At 46.4% G+C, this 19,120-nt stretch carries 16 protein-coding genes and 5 pseudogenes; 4 read left to right on the forward strand and 17 right to left on the reverse strand.

Annotated elements, in window-relative coordinates; genetic code table 11:
• Nucleotides 1-218 precede the first annotated feature (218 nt).
• From afaD to ACLJTG_RS12315, 6 genes and pseudogenes are all read right to left on the reverse strand, one after another.
• Nucleotides 219-689, reverse strand: coding sequence for an AfaD family invasin (gene afaD / locus ACLJTG_RS12290; RefSeq protein ID WP_047585179.1), 471 nt, complete (start codon nt 687-689; stop codon nt 219-221).
• 21 nt (nt 690-710) lie between these two features.
• Nucleotides 711-3,221: a fimbrial biogenesis outer membrane usher protein gene (locus ACLJTG_RS12295; RefSeq protein WP_198898203.1), complete on the reverse strand. Its 2,511-nt coding sequence runs from the start codon at nt 3,219-3,221 to the stop codon at nt 711-713.
• 23 nt (nt 3,222-3,244) lie between these two features.
• A complete protein-coding gene (gene safB, locus ACLJTG_RS12300; protein WP_000691918.1) occupies nt 3,245-3,985 on the reverse strand; it encodes a pili assembly chaperone SafB in 741 nt (246 codons plus the stop codon).
• A gap of 74 nt (nt 3,986-4,059) precedes the next feature.
• Nucleotides 4,060-4,557, reverse strand: a complete 498-nt coding sequence (locus tag ACLJTG_RS12305; RefSeq protein WP_410958990.1) for a Saf-pilin pilus formation protein SafA — start codon at nt 4,555-4,557, stop codon at nt 4,060-4,062.
• 490 nt (nt 4,558-5,047) lie between these two features.
• Nucleotides 5,048-5,621, reverse strand: a pseudogene (locus tag ACLJTG_RS12310) (integrase core domain-containing protein); the annotation flags it as partial.
• Nucleotides 5,555-5,752, reverse strand: coding sequence for a transposase (locus tag ACLJTG_RS12315; protein WP_001746935.1), 198 nt, complete (start codon nt 5,750-5,752; stop codon nt 5,555-5,557). The pseudogene ACLJTG_RS12310 and the gene ACLJTG_RS12315, both read right to left, overlap by 67 nt.
• Before the next feature lie 52 nt (nt 5,753-5,804).
• Here ACLJTG_RS12315 and ACLJTG_RS12320 point away from each other — a divergent pair, with 52 nt between their 5' ends.
• A complete protein-coding gene (locus tag ACLJTG_RS12320; protein WP_001746936.1) occupies nt 5,805-6,053 on the forward strand; it encodes a SymE family type I addiction module toxin in 249 nt (82 codons plus the stop codon).
• A 131-nt stretch (nt 6,054-6,184) separates the two neighbouring features.
• Here ACLJTG_RS12320 and ACLJTG_RS12325 read toward each other — a convergent pair whose 3' ends face one another.
• The 5 genes and pseudogenes from ACLJTG_RS12325 to ACLJTG_RS12345 form a co-directional block, all read right to left on the reverse strand.
• Nucleotides 6,185-6,463 (reverse strand): hypothetical protein, encoded by a 279-nt coding sequence (locus ACLJTG_RS12325; RefSeq protein WP_077677834.1) that lies wholly within the window; start codon nt 6,461-6,463, stop codon nt 6,185-6,187.
• A 130-nt stretch (nt 6,464-6,593) separates the two neighbouring features.
• Nucleotides 6,594-6,750, reverse strand: a pseudogene (locus ACLJTG_RS12330) (RHS repeat-associated core domain-containing protein); the annotation flags it as partial.
• Nucleotides 6,751-6,848: 98 nt separating this feature from the next.
• Nucleotides 6,849-7,247, reverse strand: a complete 399-nt coding sequence (locus ACLJTG_RS12335) for a hypothetical protein (RefSeq protein ID WP_000828181.1) — start codon at nt 7,245-7,247, stop codon at nt 6,849-6,851.
• 870 nt (nt 7,248-8,117) lie between these two features.
• Nucleotides 8,118-8,351 carry a hypothetical protein gene (locus ACLJTG_RS12340; protein WP_124084119.1) on the reverse strand — a complete coding sequence of 78 codons (234 nt, stop codon included), beginning with the start codon at nt 8,349-8,351 and terminating at the stop codon, nt 8,118-8,120.
• A gap of 24 nt (nt 8,352-8,375) precedes the next feature.
• Nucleotides 8,376-8,548: pseudogene (locus ACLJTG_RS12345) on the reverse strand (RHS repeat-associated core domain-containing protein); the annotation flags it as partial.
• A 254-nt stretch (nt 8,549-8,802) separates the two neighbouring features.
• On the opposite strand from ACLJTG_RS12345, the gene ACLJTG_RS12350 reads away from it, so the two are divergent.
• The gene (locus ACLJTG_RS12350) at nt 8,803-8,931 is read left to right on the forward strand and encodes a hypothetical protein (protein WP_023209683.1); all 129 of its coding nucleotides are present in this window, start codon (nt 8,803-8,805) and stop codon (nt 8,929-8,931) included.
• A gap of 82 nt (nt 8,932-9,013) precedes the next feature.
• Here the strand turns inward: ACLJTG_RS12350 and ACLJTG_RS12355 are convergent, their stop codons facing one another.
• The 3 genes and pseudogenes from ACLJTG_RS12355 to ACLJTG_RS12365 all read right to left on the reverse strand — a co-directional run bounded on the left by ACLJTG_RS12355 (nt 9,014) and on the right by ACLJTG_RS12365 (nt 13,245).
• A complete protein-coding gene (locus ACLJTG_RS12355; protein WP_223201872.1) occupies nt 9,014-9,334 on the reverse strand; it encodes an Imm8 family immunity protein in 321 nt (106 codons plus the stop codon).
• A gap of 779 nt (nt 9,335-10,113) precedes the next feature.
• Nucleotides 10,114-10,479, reverse strand: a complete 366-nt coding sequence (locus ACLJTG_RS12360) for a hypothetical protein (RefSeq protein ID WP_001231281.1) — start codon at nt 10,477-10,479, stop codon at nt 10,114-10,116.
• A pseudogene (locus ACLJTG_RS12365) lies at nt 10,445-13,245 on the reverse strand (RHS repeat-associated core domain-containing protein). Before ACLJTG_RS12365 ends, ACLJTG_RS12360 begins: the two are co-directional and overlap by 35 nt.
• A gap of 367 nt (nt 13,246-13,612) precedes the next feature.
• Here ACLJTG_RS12365 and tagK point away from each other — a divergent pair.
• Nucleotides 13,613-14,377, forward strand: coding sequence for a type VI secretion system-associated protein TagK (gene tagK / locus ACLJTG_RS12370; protein WP_000806683.1), 765 nt, complete (start codon nt 13,613-13,615; stop codon nt 14,375-14,377).
• Nucleotides 14,378-14,412: 35 nt separating this feature from the next.
• Here the strand turns inward: tagK and ACLJTG_RS12375 are convergent.
• From ACLJTG_RS12375 to ACLJTG_RS12385, 3 genes and pseudogenes are all read right to left on the reverse strand, one after another.
• Nucleotides 14,413-14,958 (reverse strand): annotated as a pseudogene (locus ACLJTG_RS12375) (inovirus Gp2 family protein); the annotation flags it as partial.
• Between the two features lie 303 nt (nt 14,959-15,261).
• Nucleotides 15,262-16,788: a YfjI family protein gene (locus tag ACLJTG_RS12380; protein WP_410958991.1), complete on the reverse strand. Its 1,527-nt coding sequence runs from the start codon at nt 16,786-16,788 to the stop codon at nt 15,262-15,264.
• Nucleotides 16,789-16,812: 24 nt separating this feature from the next.
• Nucleotides 16,813-17,037 (reverse strand): helix-turn-helix transcriptional regulator, encoded by a 225-nt coding sequence (locus ACLJTG_RS12385; RefSeq protein ID WP_001673759.1) that lies wholly within the window; start codon nt 17,035-17,037, stop codon nt 16,813-16,815.
• Nucleotides 17,038-17,140: 103 nt separating this feature from the next.
• On the opposite strand from ACLJTG_RS12385, the gene ACLJTG_RS12390 reads away from it, so the two are divergent.
• Entirely contained in the window at nt 17,141-18,991 is a 1,851-nt protein-coding gene (locus ACLJTG_RS12390) for a hypothetical protein (RefSeq protein WP_000556730.1), read from the forward strand.
• Nucleotides 18,992-19,120: the final 129 nt, after the last annotated feature.

The raw sequence follows: 19,120 nt of genomic DNA on the forward strand, positions 1-19,120 counted from the left end.
AAGGCATCAGTGTCCGTTAAATTATTTTACGAAACATAATATTCCTCTCCCTACAAAAAAAGATGAATTTCAGATTTTAAAATCAATCAGCAATTGATTTTTCTGCAATGAAGATTGCTAACCATATTTGCCTTGAGTAAATTTTCAATACATCCTCGAACCTGATATACAGTATTCGCCTTATTCACTGATACAGGAAGTATGAGTGGAACAGACGGCTACGTATCCTCCTGCGCCAATGCACAGGCCTTAAAATCTAGCGTCCAAGTGTCCGCAGGCACTTCCTGATTGCCATCAACGACCACACTAAAACTGGCGTTATCTGCAGCGGTTCTTAAAATGGCGCCACGACCACTCACCGTATCTGGTTGCCACCCCTCGCCCTCCAGGCGAACCTGAATGTGATGGCGAGGATCCTGTTGCCCGCTCAGCAGCAATACGGTAGGCGTGTTACCCGCCTTTTGCTCATCGCTCCATACCCGAAACCCGCTGTGACTGCCGTGATAAGTCACCCAGCCTTGCGCAAGCACCATCCCATCTGGCACGTGCCCAGCCCGAAAGTAAGCCCCTACACGTAGCGTTGTCTGAAGTTTTTCTGCGGCGTTCGCTATCGGCATCAAGCTACTGGCAGCGACCAGTAAGGTTACGCTATAGATAACCGTTTTCATTCGCTGTATTTTCATCCACATTGTTCTCTCCTTCAGAATCGGCTATCTGCAGAGACCGCTCATTTGATACAAGCCCGCGATTCCCTTGTGGGCAGGTAGCTGGTAGTTAACCCGACATTGCTGTGCTCCCCATTTCACCGTCAGTTCGCCCTTATCCGCCAGACCAGTGAGATAAACCTGGCTATCAGTATCCACCAGAGCAGCACTGCCATCCTGTCCATTGACTGTAACCTGCGCCCCGAAAGGAATGGCGCTACCATCTTCCCGTTTCAGCGTCATCAGTGCCCTGGCCCCGATGCGAGTGTGAAACTTCGCTTCCACCACCGCCCCTTCGGTTGGCACCACGCGCACATCGGTTTGTGTGACCTCTGCGTCATCCGGTAGTCGCGATGGATCGAGGCTGACTGTATTCTCCTGATAGACGCTCAGGTTGCCCACTGTGGTGTCGCCACGAAAATCCGTCTTAACGCCAGGCCAGCCGCCAACTGGCACCCCCGAGGCCCCTGGCGCTTCAACCAGCGCCACTGAGCCTTGCAAAGGTTGCCCCAGCGTCACACCATGATGGTGGATAACTATACCTCCCGCGATATTGACTCCCATCTGGCGCATCGCCCGGCTGTAGCTATAGTCACCACCTAACAGGCCGTAACCCCCATTCCATGCCAAGTGCAATGCGCTGTTATTACCACCACCTGGCGGGGCATCGGCACGGTAACTCTGACGCACCTCCCAATCCAGTTGCTGACTGAATGCCTCTCCGTTGACCCCCACTTGTTGCGTCTGACCACCGTGTGATGGTGAAGTCATCTGCCAACTGGCACTTACATTATTCCCCGTCCAGCGGCTTAATGACATACTGAACCACAGGCTGGTTATGTTCTCTTTACGGTGCGCGCCATTGCGCCACAGCGTTCTGTTTTGATTCCAGTTCAATGACAGCGAGCCCCCTCCAATAGAGGTTCCCCAACTCAGTCCGTAGCTGTCATCATGACCGGGGCGATTACGCCAGTCGGTACGGGAACCGGTTAAACTCAGATTGCCCAAATGCCTCCCCCATGACTGACTCAACATCAGGGTGGTACGCGAGCTCGGCTGCAAATTTTCCCGCCACGACCATAGACGGTTGCCATCATGTCGATAACTGTCGAGCACATCGGATAGGGTGTTATAGCCCTGCGAGGCATACTGCCATCTCGTCAGAGAAAAATTTGTTCCCGTCGCAGTCAGCTGGTTGCTGTAACGCAGTCGCCAGGAGGCTCCTTGCTGTACCGCTTCCCCCTGACGCTGACTGTGTGTGTCGCTTCCATCGACAGATAAACTCCCCCACCGCCCGAGAGATACCCCCAAACCAAGCGATGCAGCTTGATAGTGCGTTGCACTCTGTATACCGCCATATGCAGTGAGATTCCACGGCAGACCATACATCAACGTAGCCTGCGCGATCTGCGCCTTATCCGTTGCAGAGTCTGACGATCGGTATCGGCCCGCCAACAGGCTGTACTTCAAATATCCCTGGTGCAGTGCTATCGCCGGGGTCTGATACGGCACCACAAACATTTGTGTACTGCCATCGGCCTCCCACACGGTGACATGCAGATCACCACTACTGTCTGTTACCGACAGATCCCGCAGTGCAAACGGTCCGGGCGCCACGGTGGTGTTGTAAATGGTGTAACCATTTTGTTTGACCTCCACCCGAGCCTGCGTGCGGGCAATCCCACGCACTACCGGAGCAAACTGCCGCTCACAGTAGGGCACCATGTTGTCATCCGATGCCAACATCACACCGGTAAATGGCACACTATCAAATATCTCCCCCTGCGAAGTCTTTTGCCCCAGAGTCAGACGACTTTTTAGTGAGTACAGTCCACGCTCAGCATAGGTATATGCTGCCTGCCACTTCCCCGACAGTTGACTACTCCGCTGCCAGCTGGTCGCATTGCGGACACGCCACGCACCTATATTGATTCCCGGTTGCAGTTGTACCCAGGAAGAGTTGTCACGCCTCTCCATATCCATTTTGTAATCCGTCTGCGTTGTCCTCGCACTGTAGTTCATCAGAAACGCCGGAATACCATCATCCCAGAGATCTTCAGGAGCGATCCCCTTAAATTCCGGACGCAACGCCAACTGCGGAATACTCAGTTGCAGTTGCTGATTATTGATATCCAGTACCGCTTTAGCCTGTGGAATGACGGTCAGATCCGCACACTCATCTGGGGTCTTTGCTGCTTTCCACAACTGAGGGTAATCTTCCGTTTTTACGCCGTAGCGTGAAAGCTGACTGACCGTCAAACAAGAAGCCAGAAAAGGCGTTCCTTGCCCATCCTTTTCTAATTTGAACACCACATCACGGGTGTCGACACGTTTACCATTCACCATTACGTCCACTCGATAAGTCCCTGGCTGTTGTACCCCCTGGTTAAAGAGCGACATATCAACCCCTTTCGCTGCATCGCCCAACATTGATGCATCGAATGTGTAAGTGTGCGCATTTGCGCAGTGAACCACTCCCGCGATAAACAGTAGCAAGGCAGGTTGTTTGAACTTCATATTCTGCCGCTAAGCCCCTGGATTTATTTAAGGACGTAGTGGAACGGATGACTTTCACCACCAAAGTCTGTAATAACTCTCCACTCGATATCACCATGGGCACTACCTGGCATATTTAGTGTTTTGTCAGCAAAAGGGGGGATATACTCAAGCCCTGTAATGGGCTTTCCCCCTACTGTGACGGAGGCTAAATTCATGTAAAACGGGGTGGGGTTCTCCACCTTAAGTTTGTTGCCCGTCTCCACCCATCTTAAATTTCCTGCAACATCTTCCGGCGTCCCCTTCACGGCATCCGGGCGGAAAATCAGCTTATCACAGACGTTAATGGACAAATTGAGGTCAAGGGTCGCGCCCTTAGCCTGTGTATCCGACGGTTCATTTTCGGGTGGTACCGCCTTTACACAGACCCACTGTAAAGTCTCACGATCCGTTGGCATGTCACCACCAGTACGGACAATACGCAGTTGACTCTGCTGGTTCGCTTCTAAACGAAATAGAGGCGGCATCACCAAAAAGGGAGCAGGCGAACTTTTGTCTGCTGCTTTGACTGAAGACTGAACCAAAATAGGGTAATTCTGCGGGTTGCTCACCGAGAGCGTGGCTCCAGCTGTACCAGCGTGATAAATCACCCGTGTAGCCCCCAGCTTCACGCTGAATGATTTAGTGTTTAAATTTAATTTCTGCTCAGAGGCATACACTGGAGGAGTTATAGAATTAGAGACGAATAAAACAGCCGCCATTACACCAAAACTAATAATTTTCATATTACAATTTATAAAAAAATGTATGACTTGATATTTATTGCGCCTTAATAAGGCGCAATAAAAGTTGTTTACTATTAAGCTTGATACTCCGCTATGTGTAGCGTCACTGGATAAGTATCAGCCTTTACCGTTTGTGATCCAGACAATTTCACAGCGATTTTATCTGTCATGTTATATACCCACCACTTATGCGAAGCACCATCCACTAATGAACCTTTATTGGCACAGGCTACCCCCCCAAAGGTAACTTTAATGGTATTACCACTTTTACCAGTTACCGTCCACACATCGCTGTTGTTGCCCACTGTTTCAGGTTTAGAATAATCTCCCGTTACCACGTATTGTTTGCTCGAACCGCTTACCGAAAGCGCAGCAATAACCTCATCACCCTTATGAGGCCCTGCCACCAAGCCAGACACTGGAGTAAGCTGTGCTTGTAGTTGTCCAGGATTGCTGAAGTTTACATCCGCCGACACGCCAGTGCTTGTATTCGGCACGAGCGAGCCAGCATAACAACTAGCAGCCATAATGCTCAATGTGCTTGCGATAATTAAATCTTTTACGTTTTTCATCGGAACTCCACCTTCATTTACATTCAAGTGATAACATTACAATGACACCCACCACACTGGGTGTGGGAAACTTATCTTCGAAGAGAGGATAATTATCAGGCATCGTTGCAACATTGTTTATATTTAAACATACATCTCCTAACTCGAAGGTAAGATTATTAGTTAACTTTTCCTCGCAGGGAAGATCTTTAATGGAAAATCTTGTTTTCCGAAACGGAAAAGCAATTATAACGCTCCAACGAGAGTCTCAACACTAAGAGCTGACTGACACAGGCCAGACTGATTATACAGGCATGAAAAAGCTCTCCCCTTCCTTTCAGTTCTTGCTGGATTATGCAAACGTCGCACCACCTCCCCGTGAACATGGCACATTAATTTGAAGCAGCTCTCATCCGGTATCGCTTTTCAGTGCAGCGAAATTCATCGCAGGTGCCCCCGTAAATAGACCCGTTTTAGTTCCATGCATTTTTAAGATTCCGGCCAGATAACGTTATTGGCGGTATTCCTCCGGCATCATATTGTTCCGCGATTCATGTGAACGTTCGCAGTTATATTCTGATAACCCTTTATCCGTAATTTCCCGCACCTCATTCAGCGTTCTGAACAGATAAGAATTGAGTATTTCTGTACGGTATGTCCGGTTAAAGCGCGCGATGAAAACGTTTTTCTTCGGCTTACCCGGCTGGATAAACGCCAGCTTTACTGCATGTTTCTTTGCCCATTCAGCCAGTGCCAGCGAGATAAATTCCGGTCCCTTATCCATACGCAGCATGGCCGGATAACCGCGGTTGCTGTAATCCTGTCGAGTACACGAACCACTCGCAGAGCTGGCAGATTCAGATCGATTTCAACCGACAACGCTTCACGATTACAGTCATCAACAACATTGAACGTGCGAAAACGACGCCCACAGACCAGCTCTGGTTCAGCGCTTCCGGCGTGACCAGTGGCGAGGGATTGCGTACCGGCAGCCGTTGTTTACCCTTACGGCGAAAATTCAGCTTGAGTAGACAGTATATACGGTGGAGCCTTTTGTGATTCCACGCGTATCCCTGCCGCCGTATCCAGACTTCCAGTTGTCCCTGGTGGCTTCAGAAATACCGGCCTCCCGGTAGACATCTTTAACAGTCCGTCCGGATTCGACTGATCTAATCACAGCGATGATCTGGTGCGCAGTAAAACGGGCTTTACGCACAGCGATCTCCTGCGTTGGCAGATTGATTATGTCGGATGATCTCTAAATGTGAATGGCTCGATTATGCGGGATACTTACATACTCACGCATTGAGAGACTTTCAGTTCGTTTGTACGGTGAATGGATGCCGCAGGCGGGGTTTATTAACGGGATGCCCGTCAAGGTGCGGGTAATGAGGGATTGCATCGTGATCACGCCGCAGCATACCCGCGGACTCTTTGGCTGTATTGAAGGGATGGGCGTAACCCGCATTAATAAACGGAATGCAGAACAATGGTTAAAAACATTTCCGGGGCGCTGAACAATACCGGAGATATTCCGGTGATTAAACGTAAAAGAATGGAACAGGAGTTAATGAGTAATTGATAATAAAAAGCCGGAAAAAGATAACCCCTCCGGCTTTTACACATTATTCCTCCGGTTCCAGATGTTTTATTTCAATCCTTTTGGTTTTATTTCGGGATGTTTTTCATATAATGGATTCATTATTTTAATAAGCATTTCACCCATGATCAAACCAACCGCTTCTCGATATACCTTAAATTCATCCTCATCACAACGGGACTGAACAACAGCAACAGATTCATCAAGCTCCTTACCGAATCTCAACATTAAATCACTAATTAATATAGCTGTATCCTTATCGTTAACCATACTTATTCCTGTAGTAAAAACATCAACAGCCTTGATTTTATTTGCATTCGTTAACACAATTCCAGAAGGCAAATCCGTTACTTTTTGTAGGTAAAGACGTAAATAAGCATTCACTAATGCAATTATTTTCAACCATTTTTCATCTTAATAACTTGCCAGAATCACCTCTATCAGCACCACAAGTAATAAGGCCAAGAGGATCACTATCTGTAATAGGATTCAGCGGAGAATGATATCGGTTCCATCCCCCTTTCAGCCCTATTGGATCTGCGTAATATACCTTCCCAGTCCCGGATTATAGAACGGTGCTAGTTATAATACAGCCCCAATTCTTCATCGCATTGGGATAGGTTCTAACTGGAGTTATCACACGTTAATGTAATTTTATTACCTCCCCATGTTTCCCCGCATCATCCGTAAACATTGCTTGCAAGCATATTTTTTATCCATCATTTTTAATATAGTTAAACTCTTCAATTAAAGAATAGTTAATATAGTCCACTCTATAATATAACTCCACGGATTTTGAATTAATGACATTACTATATTGAAGTTTTCGCCCTTTAAATTCACCGAGTATTTTCATTTTAGTTCCCATAACTGTTAAAAAATCTTTTCTCGCAGTGGCATTTTTGAAAGAGTCACATGACAAATCATATATCTCAGCATACTCCCCTTTATTATAAAGAGAAAAAAGCTTATCAACTTCTTCTTTCGCAACTTCTCGAATAGCGCTATCATTTTTAATATTCTCTCTACCTAACCATGTAAAAAATAGAATAACGAACAACACAATCAACACCATAAATAGTAACGATAGAAAAAATCTATTTCTTTTCACTTGAATTCACCTGATAACCAATCATATTCCTTATCCATCAGATCGAAAATCTCCGATAGACACCTCGAATGCCGGGAGCATGTGAGTTCCCCCCAGTCTCCAAATCCGGGTCCCATACTCACACCTTTTGTATATTTATAACTATCATTTTTATTACGAGCATCTGTATAAGCCACTCCCGCAAGAAGTGCCCCATAAGAATCCCCTCCAGACTCTGATATTCCTGGTGATAAATCAGCATCAGGGTTGATAGTGTGAATAACAAACCAGCAGAAGTACCTGTACCGCTATGATCACACAATGAATAATACGCACAAACCTCTCTTTCCTTTGGGGTGTGTACTCCGGCTCCAGTTGTCCCGCCATCTGCTCCGGCGTCAGCCTCCCGTAACAGTCATACCGGTACAGTTACTACATATCTTTCGTGATGCGGTTATCCGCCTATAATGATTTCCCAGCTTTTATTCAACGAATGATTAATAATTTCATGTACAGTCTCTGATATTCTTTACTCAGAGTTATCAGCCTATCCCCCAAAATAAATCACATATTATCTTGATTATTTTTTTAAGATTATCTCTAAACATCCCTCTTTTCGATAAAGTGGCATATAATATCCAAATTATCGCGATTATACTTCCAATAATAAAGATCAACATGGATATTTTATTAATCATATTCATCAAACATCAATGTCCCTATCTCTTTGATTAAATTCATTGGAGAATCCATCATGTTATGGAATTTCTCTTTATACACATCGCTAATTGATGGCTCATCTGGATCGTCAAACTGTTCACTATAAGGCAATACACCTAATAAATTTTTGCAGCACCTATCCTTGTCGGTTTCATTAAGTGATTCTGATAATCATAAATTTGCCCTGTTATATGAAGCAGTTGCTAATGTGATATTCCCCCCTGCCAGAGAAACATTGCCCACTGGAGACAATGTAATAAATCCATCAGCAGCAATACCTATCCCGAGTTTGGCTACCCCACTTGTGTGCAATCTTGCAGAATTAGCTATATTTAAACTAGCCGTTAACATTTTTGCCGGATTAAATGGAAGACTATCCAGACTATTATTAGTCTCATCTATCATGCGACTACATATTTCACATGTAAACAATCCCAGCGAATCTATATCTATGACGGGATTCAACGGATAGTGGTAAGGATTTAATCCCCCTTTCAGCCCTGTCGGGCCTGACTGACGAACCTGCCACACTCCGGTGCATAATATCTGAACAGATTTTAATGCAGGCCCGTTTCATCGTCAAAATACGGCCCCGGTAGCCGGTTGCTCATCACTGGCCGGGGAGAGGGGGGGCGCGGTGCCAGGATGTCGCGCCCATACTCACTCACCCTGAGCTCCACAATCAGCCAGCATCCGGCGGAGAATTAAGAATTTATTTAGTCAGCAAATATGAATACCTCCGGCGCCAGCGTCCGCCACATCAACAGCGAAACCTGCATGACCACCTGTTACTCACAAATCCCCAGCGGCGACTGCCAGGAAGAAGCGGGATTTGAGACCGGGGAGCGGCGTGACGGTGAAGATTTCGGACGGGTGTATTGTGCTAATGGCGGACGGTAACGAGGTGCAGGAGCTGCGCGAACAGCTTTATCAGGCTAAACGGGTGGTTAAGGGGGGTGAAGGATGTGCTGGTTTAGTGGACTGAACGGGGGTTAATAAAAAAACCGGGAAGAGTTAATTTCTTTCCCGGCTTTATATTACTACTAATCTCTCACAAAATTAACTATCTATTTTTCGTAATGATAATCTTCATATTCCCATGAAAAATAGCGTTGTAATACAAGACAAGATTCTTCCCAATTTTCTCTTGTACATTTTTTTAGAATATTTTCGATTACTTTCCTAAGTATATAATAATCAATTACAATAACTCTGTTATCAGATATGAGAAAATTCTTTGATCGCTTTCTCAAGGCTTCTGGAGTGGCAACTTTCACATAGAAATAGTTGCTTCCTTTTTCACCATCATTCATCCCAAGGCATAAATCAACAGCCACATATGTATCTTCAAGAGAAGCAGGCTCCCACTCACTAAGTGGATCGAACATTGTTGAAGACATATCGTATAAAATAAGTTGTGGTTTATTTTTTTCATGGCCGAAAATTCTCCACGTCTAAATGAACATTGGCAATAACATCACCATCCCCATTTTTGGTTTCAAAATTCACTTGCTTTCCAGTCTTCGACCATGGACGACCGTTAACACGATCAAATCCCCTTTTATCAGCAGGGAATCTGAATGTTCTCAAACCATCTTCTGGCACAAGTCCCTTACCACTGGACATAACCTATAATTAGGACCTACAAATGCTTCCCCTAATCTGAAAGCATCATTCTGTGATACAACGCCAGTAATTCCCCGATTACCACCTGCGGCGGTCTGATTTCTAATTCATTTAAGCTTATTCTTAAACTACTGGTTTGTTAACTTGCAGGTTAAACCAAGAGGATCGATCCAGCCTAATGGATTCGGTGCATAACTGTAGAGATTTAGCCCCCCGCCAGCCCTATCGGCTCAAGTTACACAAAGCGTCCAGTTTATGGATCGTACTGCCTAATTTAGGTCGTAATGAGTCAAAGGTTTTACATCGTAATTCATGCACTACCACCATAACGTGATAATTTTCATCTGCACAAAAGTACTATAAATCAAAGGGTAATTTAAATATAGTCCAATTGATATACAGGTACATCCCTCATATCGGCGCGAACTGGGTACGGGACACAGTAAGCTATATCGGTCAAGAGACTGACTGACTCAGTGCAGCTTAACCGGGGGAGATCTTTCGGGTTTTAATCAGCTATTTGATACTATATCAAAAATATTTATTTTCGCATCGCAGAATTTAGCATTTCCAACATTTCCTCTTCTGTTTTATCATATGGCGGTTTCCATAAAGGAAAATTTTTCTCTATCCACTCATCATATTCTTCAGGAGTTAATCTGGCTTCTAACTCTTGATATAAGTATTTTCTTGTTCTGGATAGTTTATCTAATACACTGCATTGATTAAAGAATAGCAACAACGCTAATGCCATTTTGCCACTTTTATCAAACCCAGAGCCAATCTTATCTATTACAGTAACAATCTCTTCTAAAGATATCAAAACATCTTTTAGATTGTCTGTATTTTCTGAGTTATATTCTCTCATAGCTTTAGCATCTCTTATTAAATTCAGTTGTTTTCTCATCTAGTTCAATGTCACCTTTTATCTTATATTCCTCAACACCTAAGTCATTTTTCCTAAACTCCACTCGATTGGTATCCATATCAAAGTCAATATAATTTCTGGCGTGATTTTGTTTTATTTTAAATTTATCTGCCGCATCAGCCATACTTAATGGTTTCCCTTTTGCTCTAACAGCAAATACAGCATTTTGGTCACCTGCAAGTATCTTCATACTTTCTTTTATTGCCGCAAAACCTTGATTACTTGTGTAATGCCGTAAACGAATAACGTCAAGGCCAAGTGGATCGATCCAGGTCAGTGAATTAGGCGCATACTGATAAAGGTTTAACCCGCCCCTCAGCCCAATCGGATCCTGACTGACGAACCTGCCACACTCCGGTGCATAATATCTGAACAGATTGTAATGCAGCCCTGTCTCGTCGTCAAAATACTGCCCCGGCAGCCGCAGCGGCTGGTGAAAGTACGCTCCGCTGTTGCTGATGTCCGCCGCATTTTCTCCAAACCCCCTGATATACCCCGCCCATACCAGCGTTCCGTCCGCCGCCGTCACCTCCTGCGGCGTGCCCGTCACATCCGTGTGGTAATACCACACCTGCCTGCTTTCTCCCTTTCCCGTCACGCTCGCCACCGGCGTGTACGGCTGTTCCGCATCGTACAGATATGTCCGCCAGCCCTGCTGCTGCACGTTCTCCTGCAACAGCCTGAACCCCTCCCACACAAAGTCCGTCCGGCTCCGCGCCGTATGCCCCGTGTGCCGCCCGTACGTCGCCTTGCGGGTTCGCCTCCCCAGCGTATCGTAGCCGTGGTGCGTCTCCGTGTTGCCGCTGATGACCCGCGTCAGCTGCCCCTGCGCGTTCCACTCCAGTTGCTGGTCGCGCCGCGTGGTCAGCTCGCCCCACTCGTTATAACCGTAACGGTCACGACCACAGCCCGGCACCGGTTTGCGTGGATCGCCCAGTCCCGCCCTGGCGGTCTGAATACGTTCACCAATCTGCGCCAGCGCGCCGTCTTGCCCGGTAACGCGTTGCGCCAGTCGGGCAGGCAGTTCCAGCACCTGGCTGGCCTCATCTTTCACCATGCGCCCGGCAGGAATACCGGTCCAGTCGGCGACAATCGCCGCGACAACCGCCGCGCTGACTTCCGGGAACACCACCGGCGCGTCACCCTGCCACTCCCTTAGCGCCGTTTCGGCCTGTTGCAGCGTGGTTTTGTCATCAGCATCAGACTCTGCGAGACGCAGTTCCTGCAACGTATGTACCAGTTCCAGCTCCCGCTGCCAGCGGGATTCGGATGCAGTCAGTTCATTGTTGAGCGAGAAAATTCGTGCCGTCAGCGCATCGCGCCGCTCATCTGACTGAATCCCCATTTTTTCCTGCCTCTGCAACAGCGACCGTTCCATTTCCGCCGCTTTTAGCTGCTGGCGCAGGAACTGTACGCTGGCAGGCGGCGTGTGCAGCGTCAGCGCCACGCGGGCCGCGGCGGTATCCAGCAGGCTGATGGCCTTATCCGGCAATTGCCGGGCGGGAATGTAGCGGTGAGAAAGCTGTACCGCCGCACGTACCGCCTCATCCAGAATCAGTACGTTATGGTGTTTTTCCAGCGTATCCACCAGACCACGCACCATTTCCATTGCGGGGATCTCTTCCGGTTCGGCAATCTGCAACACCTGAAAACGACGGGTCAGCGCCGGATCTTTCTCAATATGGCGCTTGTATTCGCTCCAGGTGGTGGCGCCGATAGTCCGCAGGGTGCCGCGCGCCAGCGCCGGTTTCAGCAGGTTAGCGGCATCGCCCGTGCCGGATGCGCCGCCCGCGCCCACCAGAGTGTGAACTTCATCGACAAACAGAATAACCGGCTGCGGCGAGCGCCCGGCCTCTTCCAGTAACCCTTTCAGACGCGATTCAAACTCGCCTTTCATGCTGGCTCCGGCCAACAGAGCGCCAACGTCCAGCGCCAGCAGCCGTACTTCCCGCAGCGCGGGCGGCACTTCCCCCTGCGCAATCGCGAGGGCAAAACCTTCGACGACCGCCGTCTTTCCGACGCCCGCCTCACCAGTCAGTAGGGGATTATTCTGGCGACGGCGCAGCAGAATATCCGTCATGGTGCGGATTTCATGCTCACGCCCCGTCACCGGGCGATTTTGCCGTCGCGCGCCTGTGCCGTCATGTCCTGACAGTATTTCGCCAGCGCGGATTTACCGTCCTGCCCGCCGCCGGGAATCGCCTGGCTGCTTTCGCCGGGAATGGCTGATGCCAGGCAGGAGCCGTCGTAAGGGCGCTCCTGCGCTTCCGGCGATGTTTCGATCAACGAGGGCAGAATTTCCGTCAGTTCATCAACCGGAAGCGTGGCCAGCGGCGCGCAGATACTGCTCAGTACCCGACGCAGTTCTGGCGTGGTCAACAAGGCCAGCAGCAACCAGCCGCTGCGAATTTTGTTATCGCCGTAACGGACGCTCGCCAGCATCCAAGCCTTTTCAACGCAGAGATCGATATGGTGAGAAAAATCACTGATGGCGCTGGCCCCGGCGGGCAGCATATCCAGTTGCCGGAGTAACACTTTCTCCACATCAGAAAGAGGGATTTGGTAATGCCGAAGAACGTGGAGAATATCGTTATCGGGCTGCTGTGTTAACTGGTGCAGCCAGTGAGTCAGCTCAACCCAGGGATTAGAGCGTAGTTTGCAAAATGCCGTTGCCGATTCCAGCGACCGGAATAGTGGGCCGGCCAGTTTTCCATACAACGCACTGCGTGAAACAGGAGTTTCCATGTGTTATGCCTTGTGACATAAAAATTCATAAAAATAATGCATCAATGCACATAAATATATAAACAATTCTTTATTGATAGCCTCGAAAAAATATCGAAACAAAACAATGATACAGATCAGGGACTAATTAGCAACTAAGCCGTTAATATTAAATAATCAATGAACAGCAAGATAAAAATCGCAATTGAAGAATTAAAAGAAATAATGTTTCAAAAAAGACATCTATGCATACAACAATGCATTCACGACGAAAATAATAAAAAGGGTGTCATCAATAATGACCCCCTATGAATTTAGTTAAAATTATTTATGAATTAAAACTCCCTAAACGTTTCCTCCAGAAAAATAAATACATTTAAGGGACATAATGAAACAAGACATGTGGGAATTACGGAAAATACAGTCGCAGGGTATAACGGATAACGCACAGTATCCCGCAGGGACATACATCGTATTTACTGCCGCCGCCCCCTACATTCCGCTTTTTGAGCAACATGGGAAAGACGATATCGCGCTCAGTCTTGTTCGCCACGAAGAGGCGTGGTGGATTGTTAATCACTCTGATGAACTGTGTTGTGCCGTCAATGAGCAGGTGATGGAACCTCATCACCGTATGCGGCTGAATGATGGAGATACGATTGAATGGGGTCTGTCATCCTGGTGCCTTGCCCGCACCAATGATGAGTCCCGTCCCGATGTTTCGTTTCCTCAGTTGGTTCAGTCATCTGAATCTGTTGCTGAGTACCTGGATCTGGACTGGTTTAAACAACAACAGCTCAATCCGCAGAACCCGTTCGATATTATTCCCGTCCGGGAAACCGCATCCTCTTACACTGGCCATGAAGCGGATAGCACGCTACACCAGCTTTACCAGGAATATCAGCAGGCATTGCGGCCCTCCGGGCAGGAAAAGCCCCTCCGTGCTAAACCGTTTCCCCGAAATGAAGACGCTGTCACCCAGGATTTGACGTCGTTATACGATAAAAAGGGCGACACCGACACGTTACAGGATATGGTGGCAGGCGCGCCCGGTATTGATGCCATTCTGGATACGCTGGACACGACCGGTGAAGGTGAAATGCACTGGCTGGCGATGGAATCAATGCCCGATACCCGTAGCAGAAAGTCATAATAATCAGCACTTAACGTTAACGCATCATCCCGAGTGAACCACGCGCTGTGATTCTTCGGAAAATGCGGGAGATAAGCATATTCAGGATAATCAAGACCAATGGCGCTGCACCAGGCTTTCTGTATCCGGGTCCCCATATTATCAGCGTCAGGCTTTGTATAATCTCCCAGATAGGCATAGGCCTCTCTGTCAAACAGCAGAACCAGATGGTAGTGAGGATGTTCCCCGGTAACCCGTTCCCTGGCCCAGATATAGCCGAGTGGCACAGGCTCACCAGGCCTGCCAGAACGCTTGTGTTCTTCCCTTAACTGGCTTTTAAGGGATTCCATAGCCCGAGTAATGGCTTTCTCATCATCCTTCTGAAAGCATATCGGCAAGTCCGGCTCTCCTGGCACATGGGACTGAGCAAACCTCAGGTCAGCGCGCAGAGCGAATATCCGGTTATAGTTTTCCAGATAATTAGATATTACAGCAAGCGATCGACGAAGCATATGGCGTGATATTCTCGAATCATATTTATCTTCAGCTTCCTGCAGCAGAAATTTAAACTCTCTCTCAGCTAAATCATAAGGTGACTTCATAATAATCTCTTTTATCGAAATTCATTAGATAATGGGTAGCAAGCAGCTACCCATGCAATTAGGCATACAGGTTCCCCTGCAGGAATGTGTTACCTCTGCAGACATACAGATTTTATTATTACGTTAGCGCATACATACCGATACTTATCGTATTAGTGTAAGAGTACCTACCCACGATAAATATAGTACATATACCGACTAATCAATACGGATAATAATTCCACTCACAACAGCGAAACCCGCTACACGCCAGGGAATGCGTGGAATATAACCATCTGATATTGAATGAAAATCACTCTGAAGTTATCCTTTCAGCGGGACGCTACTGATAGCACTACCTCCCCCATGATATTCTGGTATACCTTTCAAAGCCTTGTGTTCTGTATCCAGTTCTGAAGGTGCCATTTCGGAAGCCAGGTATTTGATGTAATGCGTCCCACTTTCGTCCTCCCACAACTGGATTTTACCCTCCTCAGCAAGCTGTTCCAGAACAGGCTCAAGATCAGCTTTTTTTCTGAGTGAACGATGTATCTCTTGCATCATTTCACGCCTTAAAAAATCATAAGACCCATTTTTAACAAGATGGTTTTCAAGCCAACTGAGTACTCTTTCAGAATGGGAAGATCCCCTGACCACATCCATTTTTACAATAAAATGATTAAGGTGCCATTCCGATATTAACAACGCAGCTTCCAGTGTTTCCAGCGTAATAACGGTTGAGTCAGGGGTGATAAACAACTGCATCACAGCAGCACTCCTAGCGGTATGTTCGCAGTACCGCGCAGCCCAGTCGTTATAATGGTACAGCTTTCCCCCCTGCTGCATCAGACGCTTTACGTCCCTGCCAACATAACGCAACCGCTTCTTTGCGTCAGGAGCAAAAGTCATACAGATTCGGGGTTGATTTTTTTTTCTGCGTTCAATCCCGGCAAGTAAATGTTTTTTCTGAATGGCATAAAACTTTTCCAGATCGGACTCATCGCCAGAAACCAGCTCATCAATATCAATCTGTCTGGTGAGTAACGTAAGATCCATGGTTAACGTACGCGCATAAATTCCCGTAGCTCGTATTGCGTTACCCAGTGATTTCAGTGTGCAGTCATGTGGCTCCGGCTGTGCCATCAACAGCATACCAAGCCGGGGATCTTTAATATCTGTGATACCCGTTGACGCACGACTGATCCGATAATCATCACCACACCATAGCGTATTATGAATTGCGATCTTACGGCGCATGATGCTTTCATACAGAGCACTTCCCTCGTCAGAGGTGATACCCAGACTGGAGTATTGCCCCAGCTCTTTCAGAAGGGCTTCCGGCGTGGGATCCGTTACCGTCAGATGCACCCTTACAGGCTTAACCGGTTCATTTCTGAGACATTCATCCAGTTCATTTCTGGCTGTCTCCACTCCCTCTTTCTGGCGTACAGCTTTCTGAAACGATTTCTTAAGGCTCTTACATTCTTCATCCCATAGCACGTGTTGCCGTTCATACTCCTTCAGTCTGACTGAAAACACCTCTGCCAGCTCACGTTCAGTCTGATGAATTTGCGCCATAATGAGCCTGTATACTGTCGTTTTTTTGCTTCCGGACCTTGCCAGTATTATGTGAAAATGCGATACAGGAACGATAATATCATCATCAATTTCAACATCATACATATCCTGGCAGGCCAGAGCCATGCTCCCCTGGAGGGTTGCAAAGATAAGCTCAACCGCCGCGCTGGTTTTGCCATATATGAAAGATATGATTTGTTGAAAAAACGTCAAAATTGCTCTGGTGTTCAGATTAACATGATGATTTTGAGTTTTTTTATGGGTAAGCTTCATTGCATAGTCTCTTTTGAGAAAAAATTAAACGCTTCTGGAGGCGATCCACTCATCAACGGAAGTGGAACGCCATCCAACGGAAGCAGCACCAAGTCTCACGGTTTTTGGAAACGTTTCGTCGTAATACCTGGATTCGGGATTTAGCTTTTCATAGATAGTTGACCGGGACAGACCGACTATCTTCGTCAGTTCTCTCATGCGCAGAATGCGCTGTTGTGGCTCTGATTGTCTGGTGTAAACAGATGACATTTTCGATTCTCCTGTTGGATGTCTCTGGCTGTGGTCGCAATTTTCCACAGGAGCTGAAATACTGTCCCCGTAAAAAAAACAAAACCAACCGCAGGGAGTGACAATGCACACTTTTGCCAGTCTGATGTACGATGTTTATCGGTCTTTTGGCTTATTCAGTAAAGGGAACAGGCGGGCTGCTATACGGGGGGCTGCGACCTTTTCCAGCCATCAGCGCTTTTTCGGTAATCGTGAGGATGAAAGACATCAGGAACAGAAACACTATGATGAAATCATCGGGGTTCTTGATGCAGAACAGGTGTTCAGCACAACTCAACGAAGGGAGATTTTTTACAAATACGAGCAACTTTATAATGCCCTGATGGCTCGCCCCGTCTTTACTGAACTGAGCCGGGAACAAATAAAAAAGCGATATGCTCTGCATATAATCCCCAGATTAATCGCACTTGACATATATAAAACGTACAAAGACGAAAACAAAAACTGTTTTTATCACCATATACACCAGTTCTTGCTGAAAGATTATTGCCCATGCTGGCAGGATAAAAAGAAAGGGGGTTTATCTGCTGTCCAGAAGTATCTGAAAAGTTTAGCAAGAAAACAAAAGTTCTCTCATACAGATTCAGAAAACCTGGCGCCTCTTTTCAAAGTAATTGAAAATATCCGCCCAGGTAATACACAGAAAAAAAGCACGCTGGAAGCATCAATTATAGACTGCATTAAGGCGTATTCTGGTATTGTTGACGATGATACGCTTAACAGCGTCAGAGTCAGTCTTGATAATATAAAAAAAGCCCATTACTCCCTGACCGTACTCCTTAATGTCGAACGAAAACTCCCTGTCATTAACATCATATCACGGTACTACAGAAACTATGTAGACAATGGAATAAAACCCGGGAATATATCAGCAATGTTATGCAGACTACTGTATGAGCCAGAACCCCATGATTTTATCCATCATGATACCATGATTAACTCAATTGCGGATTATTATCATGAGAGAGTAATAAAACCGTTCTCCCTGAATATAAACGAGGAATGTTTACAGAGTATCAGCGCATTAAAAAACATCATTTTCAACTTCAATGATAAAACCATTATCTCCGAAGCACAGTTAACTGACATCGCTGTAAAATTAAAAAAAGAACCCCATAAACAGTTTATTCAACCGTATATTGAACTCTGGAAGGTTATAGATTTAATCAGTAAAGGCGAAACAGAGGAAGCATTTGAGAAAGTCAAAACTATTTCTCTGGACGATTTACCTGCAGGATATCTGGCATCCGCTTTTTTAGTTATCCATATTGCATTACGTATAAAATTTGAGAGGAAAAACGTTAAAAATGGTGTTTTCTCATTATCTGTAACATCCATCCTGGAAAATCAGGGGATTTACACTGACTATATCCCCGTCAGTCAGACTTATACAGAAACCCACAGTGACGACTCTGTTATAAAAAGTACTCTCCTTTCTGAATCCATTTTATCAGATGCCAACAATCTGACCATCATCCGTTCGGTAAGGATGTATAATAACATGGTCAGGAGAATAAGTGACTGGAATGACCTTGAGCTGGAAGGCATTTATCCTGAGTCTGTTTACGGGCTTCTGGATAAAGTTGACACTATCCTGGGTAAGATACTCAACATTATCTTTTCTGAAAAAATTACTTCCAGTCAAGATTTATCCTGCATCCTGAAAAATAATAAAATTCTGACCCGAGGTGAACTGAATGATAGCCTTATAGGCATACTGGTTAACTGTCCTCTTTTGGCGTGCGTACGGGACATCGAGAGTCTGATAAAATATCTTCGCTGCCCTGGGGAGGAAATAAGGAATATGATTCTTTCAGTTGATAAAAAATTGTGGGATTTGATATATGGAGCCCTGACGATTCTGGAGGAAGAAAGAAAAATACAGACTGGGAAAACACAGGGGGGTGGAAAATAATTGCATATTTTTACATATCCCCCCGGCTACAGTGGCTACGTGTAGCCACTGTAGCCGGGGGCTTACATTGAAAGTAACATTTTACTGATCAGAAAAAGCAGGTGAATCAAGGCTTATGGGTGATCGAGG

Source organism: Salmonella sp. SAL00672, from assembly GCF_046552175.1.
GTDB lineage: Bacteria > Pseudomonadota > Gammaproteobacteria > Enterobacterales > Enterobacteriaceae > Salmonella > Salmonella enterica.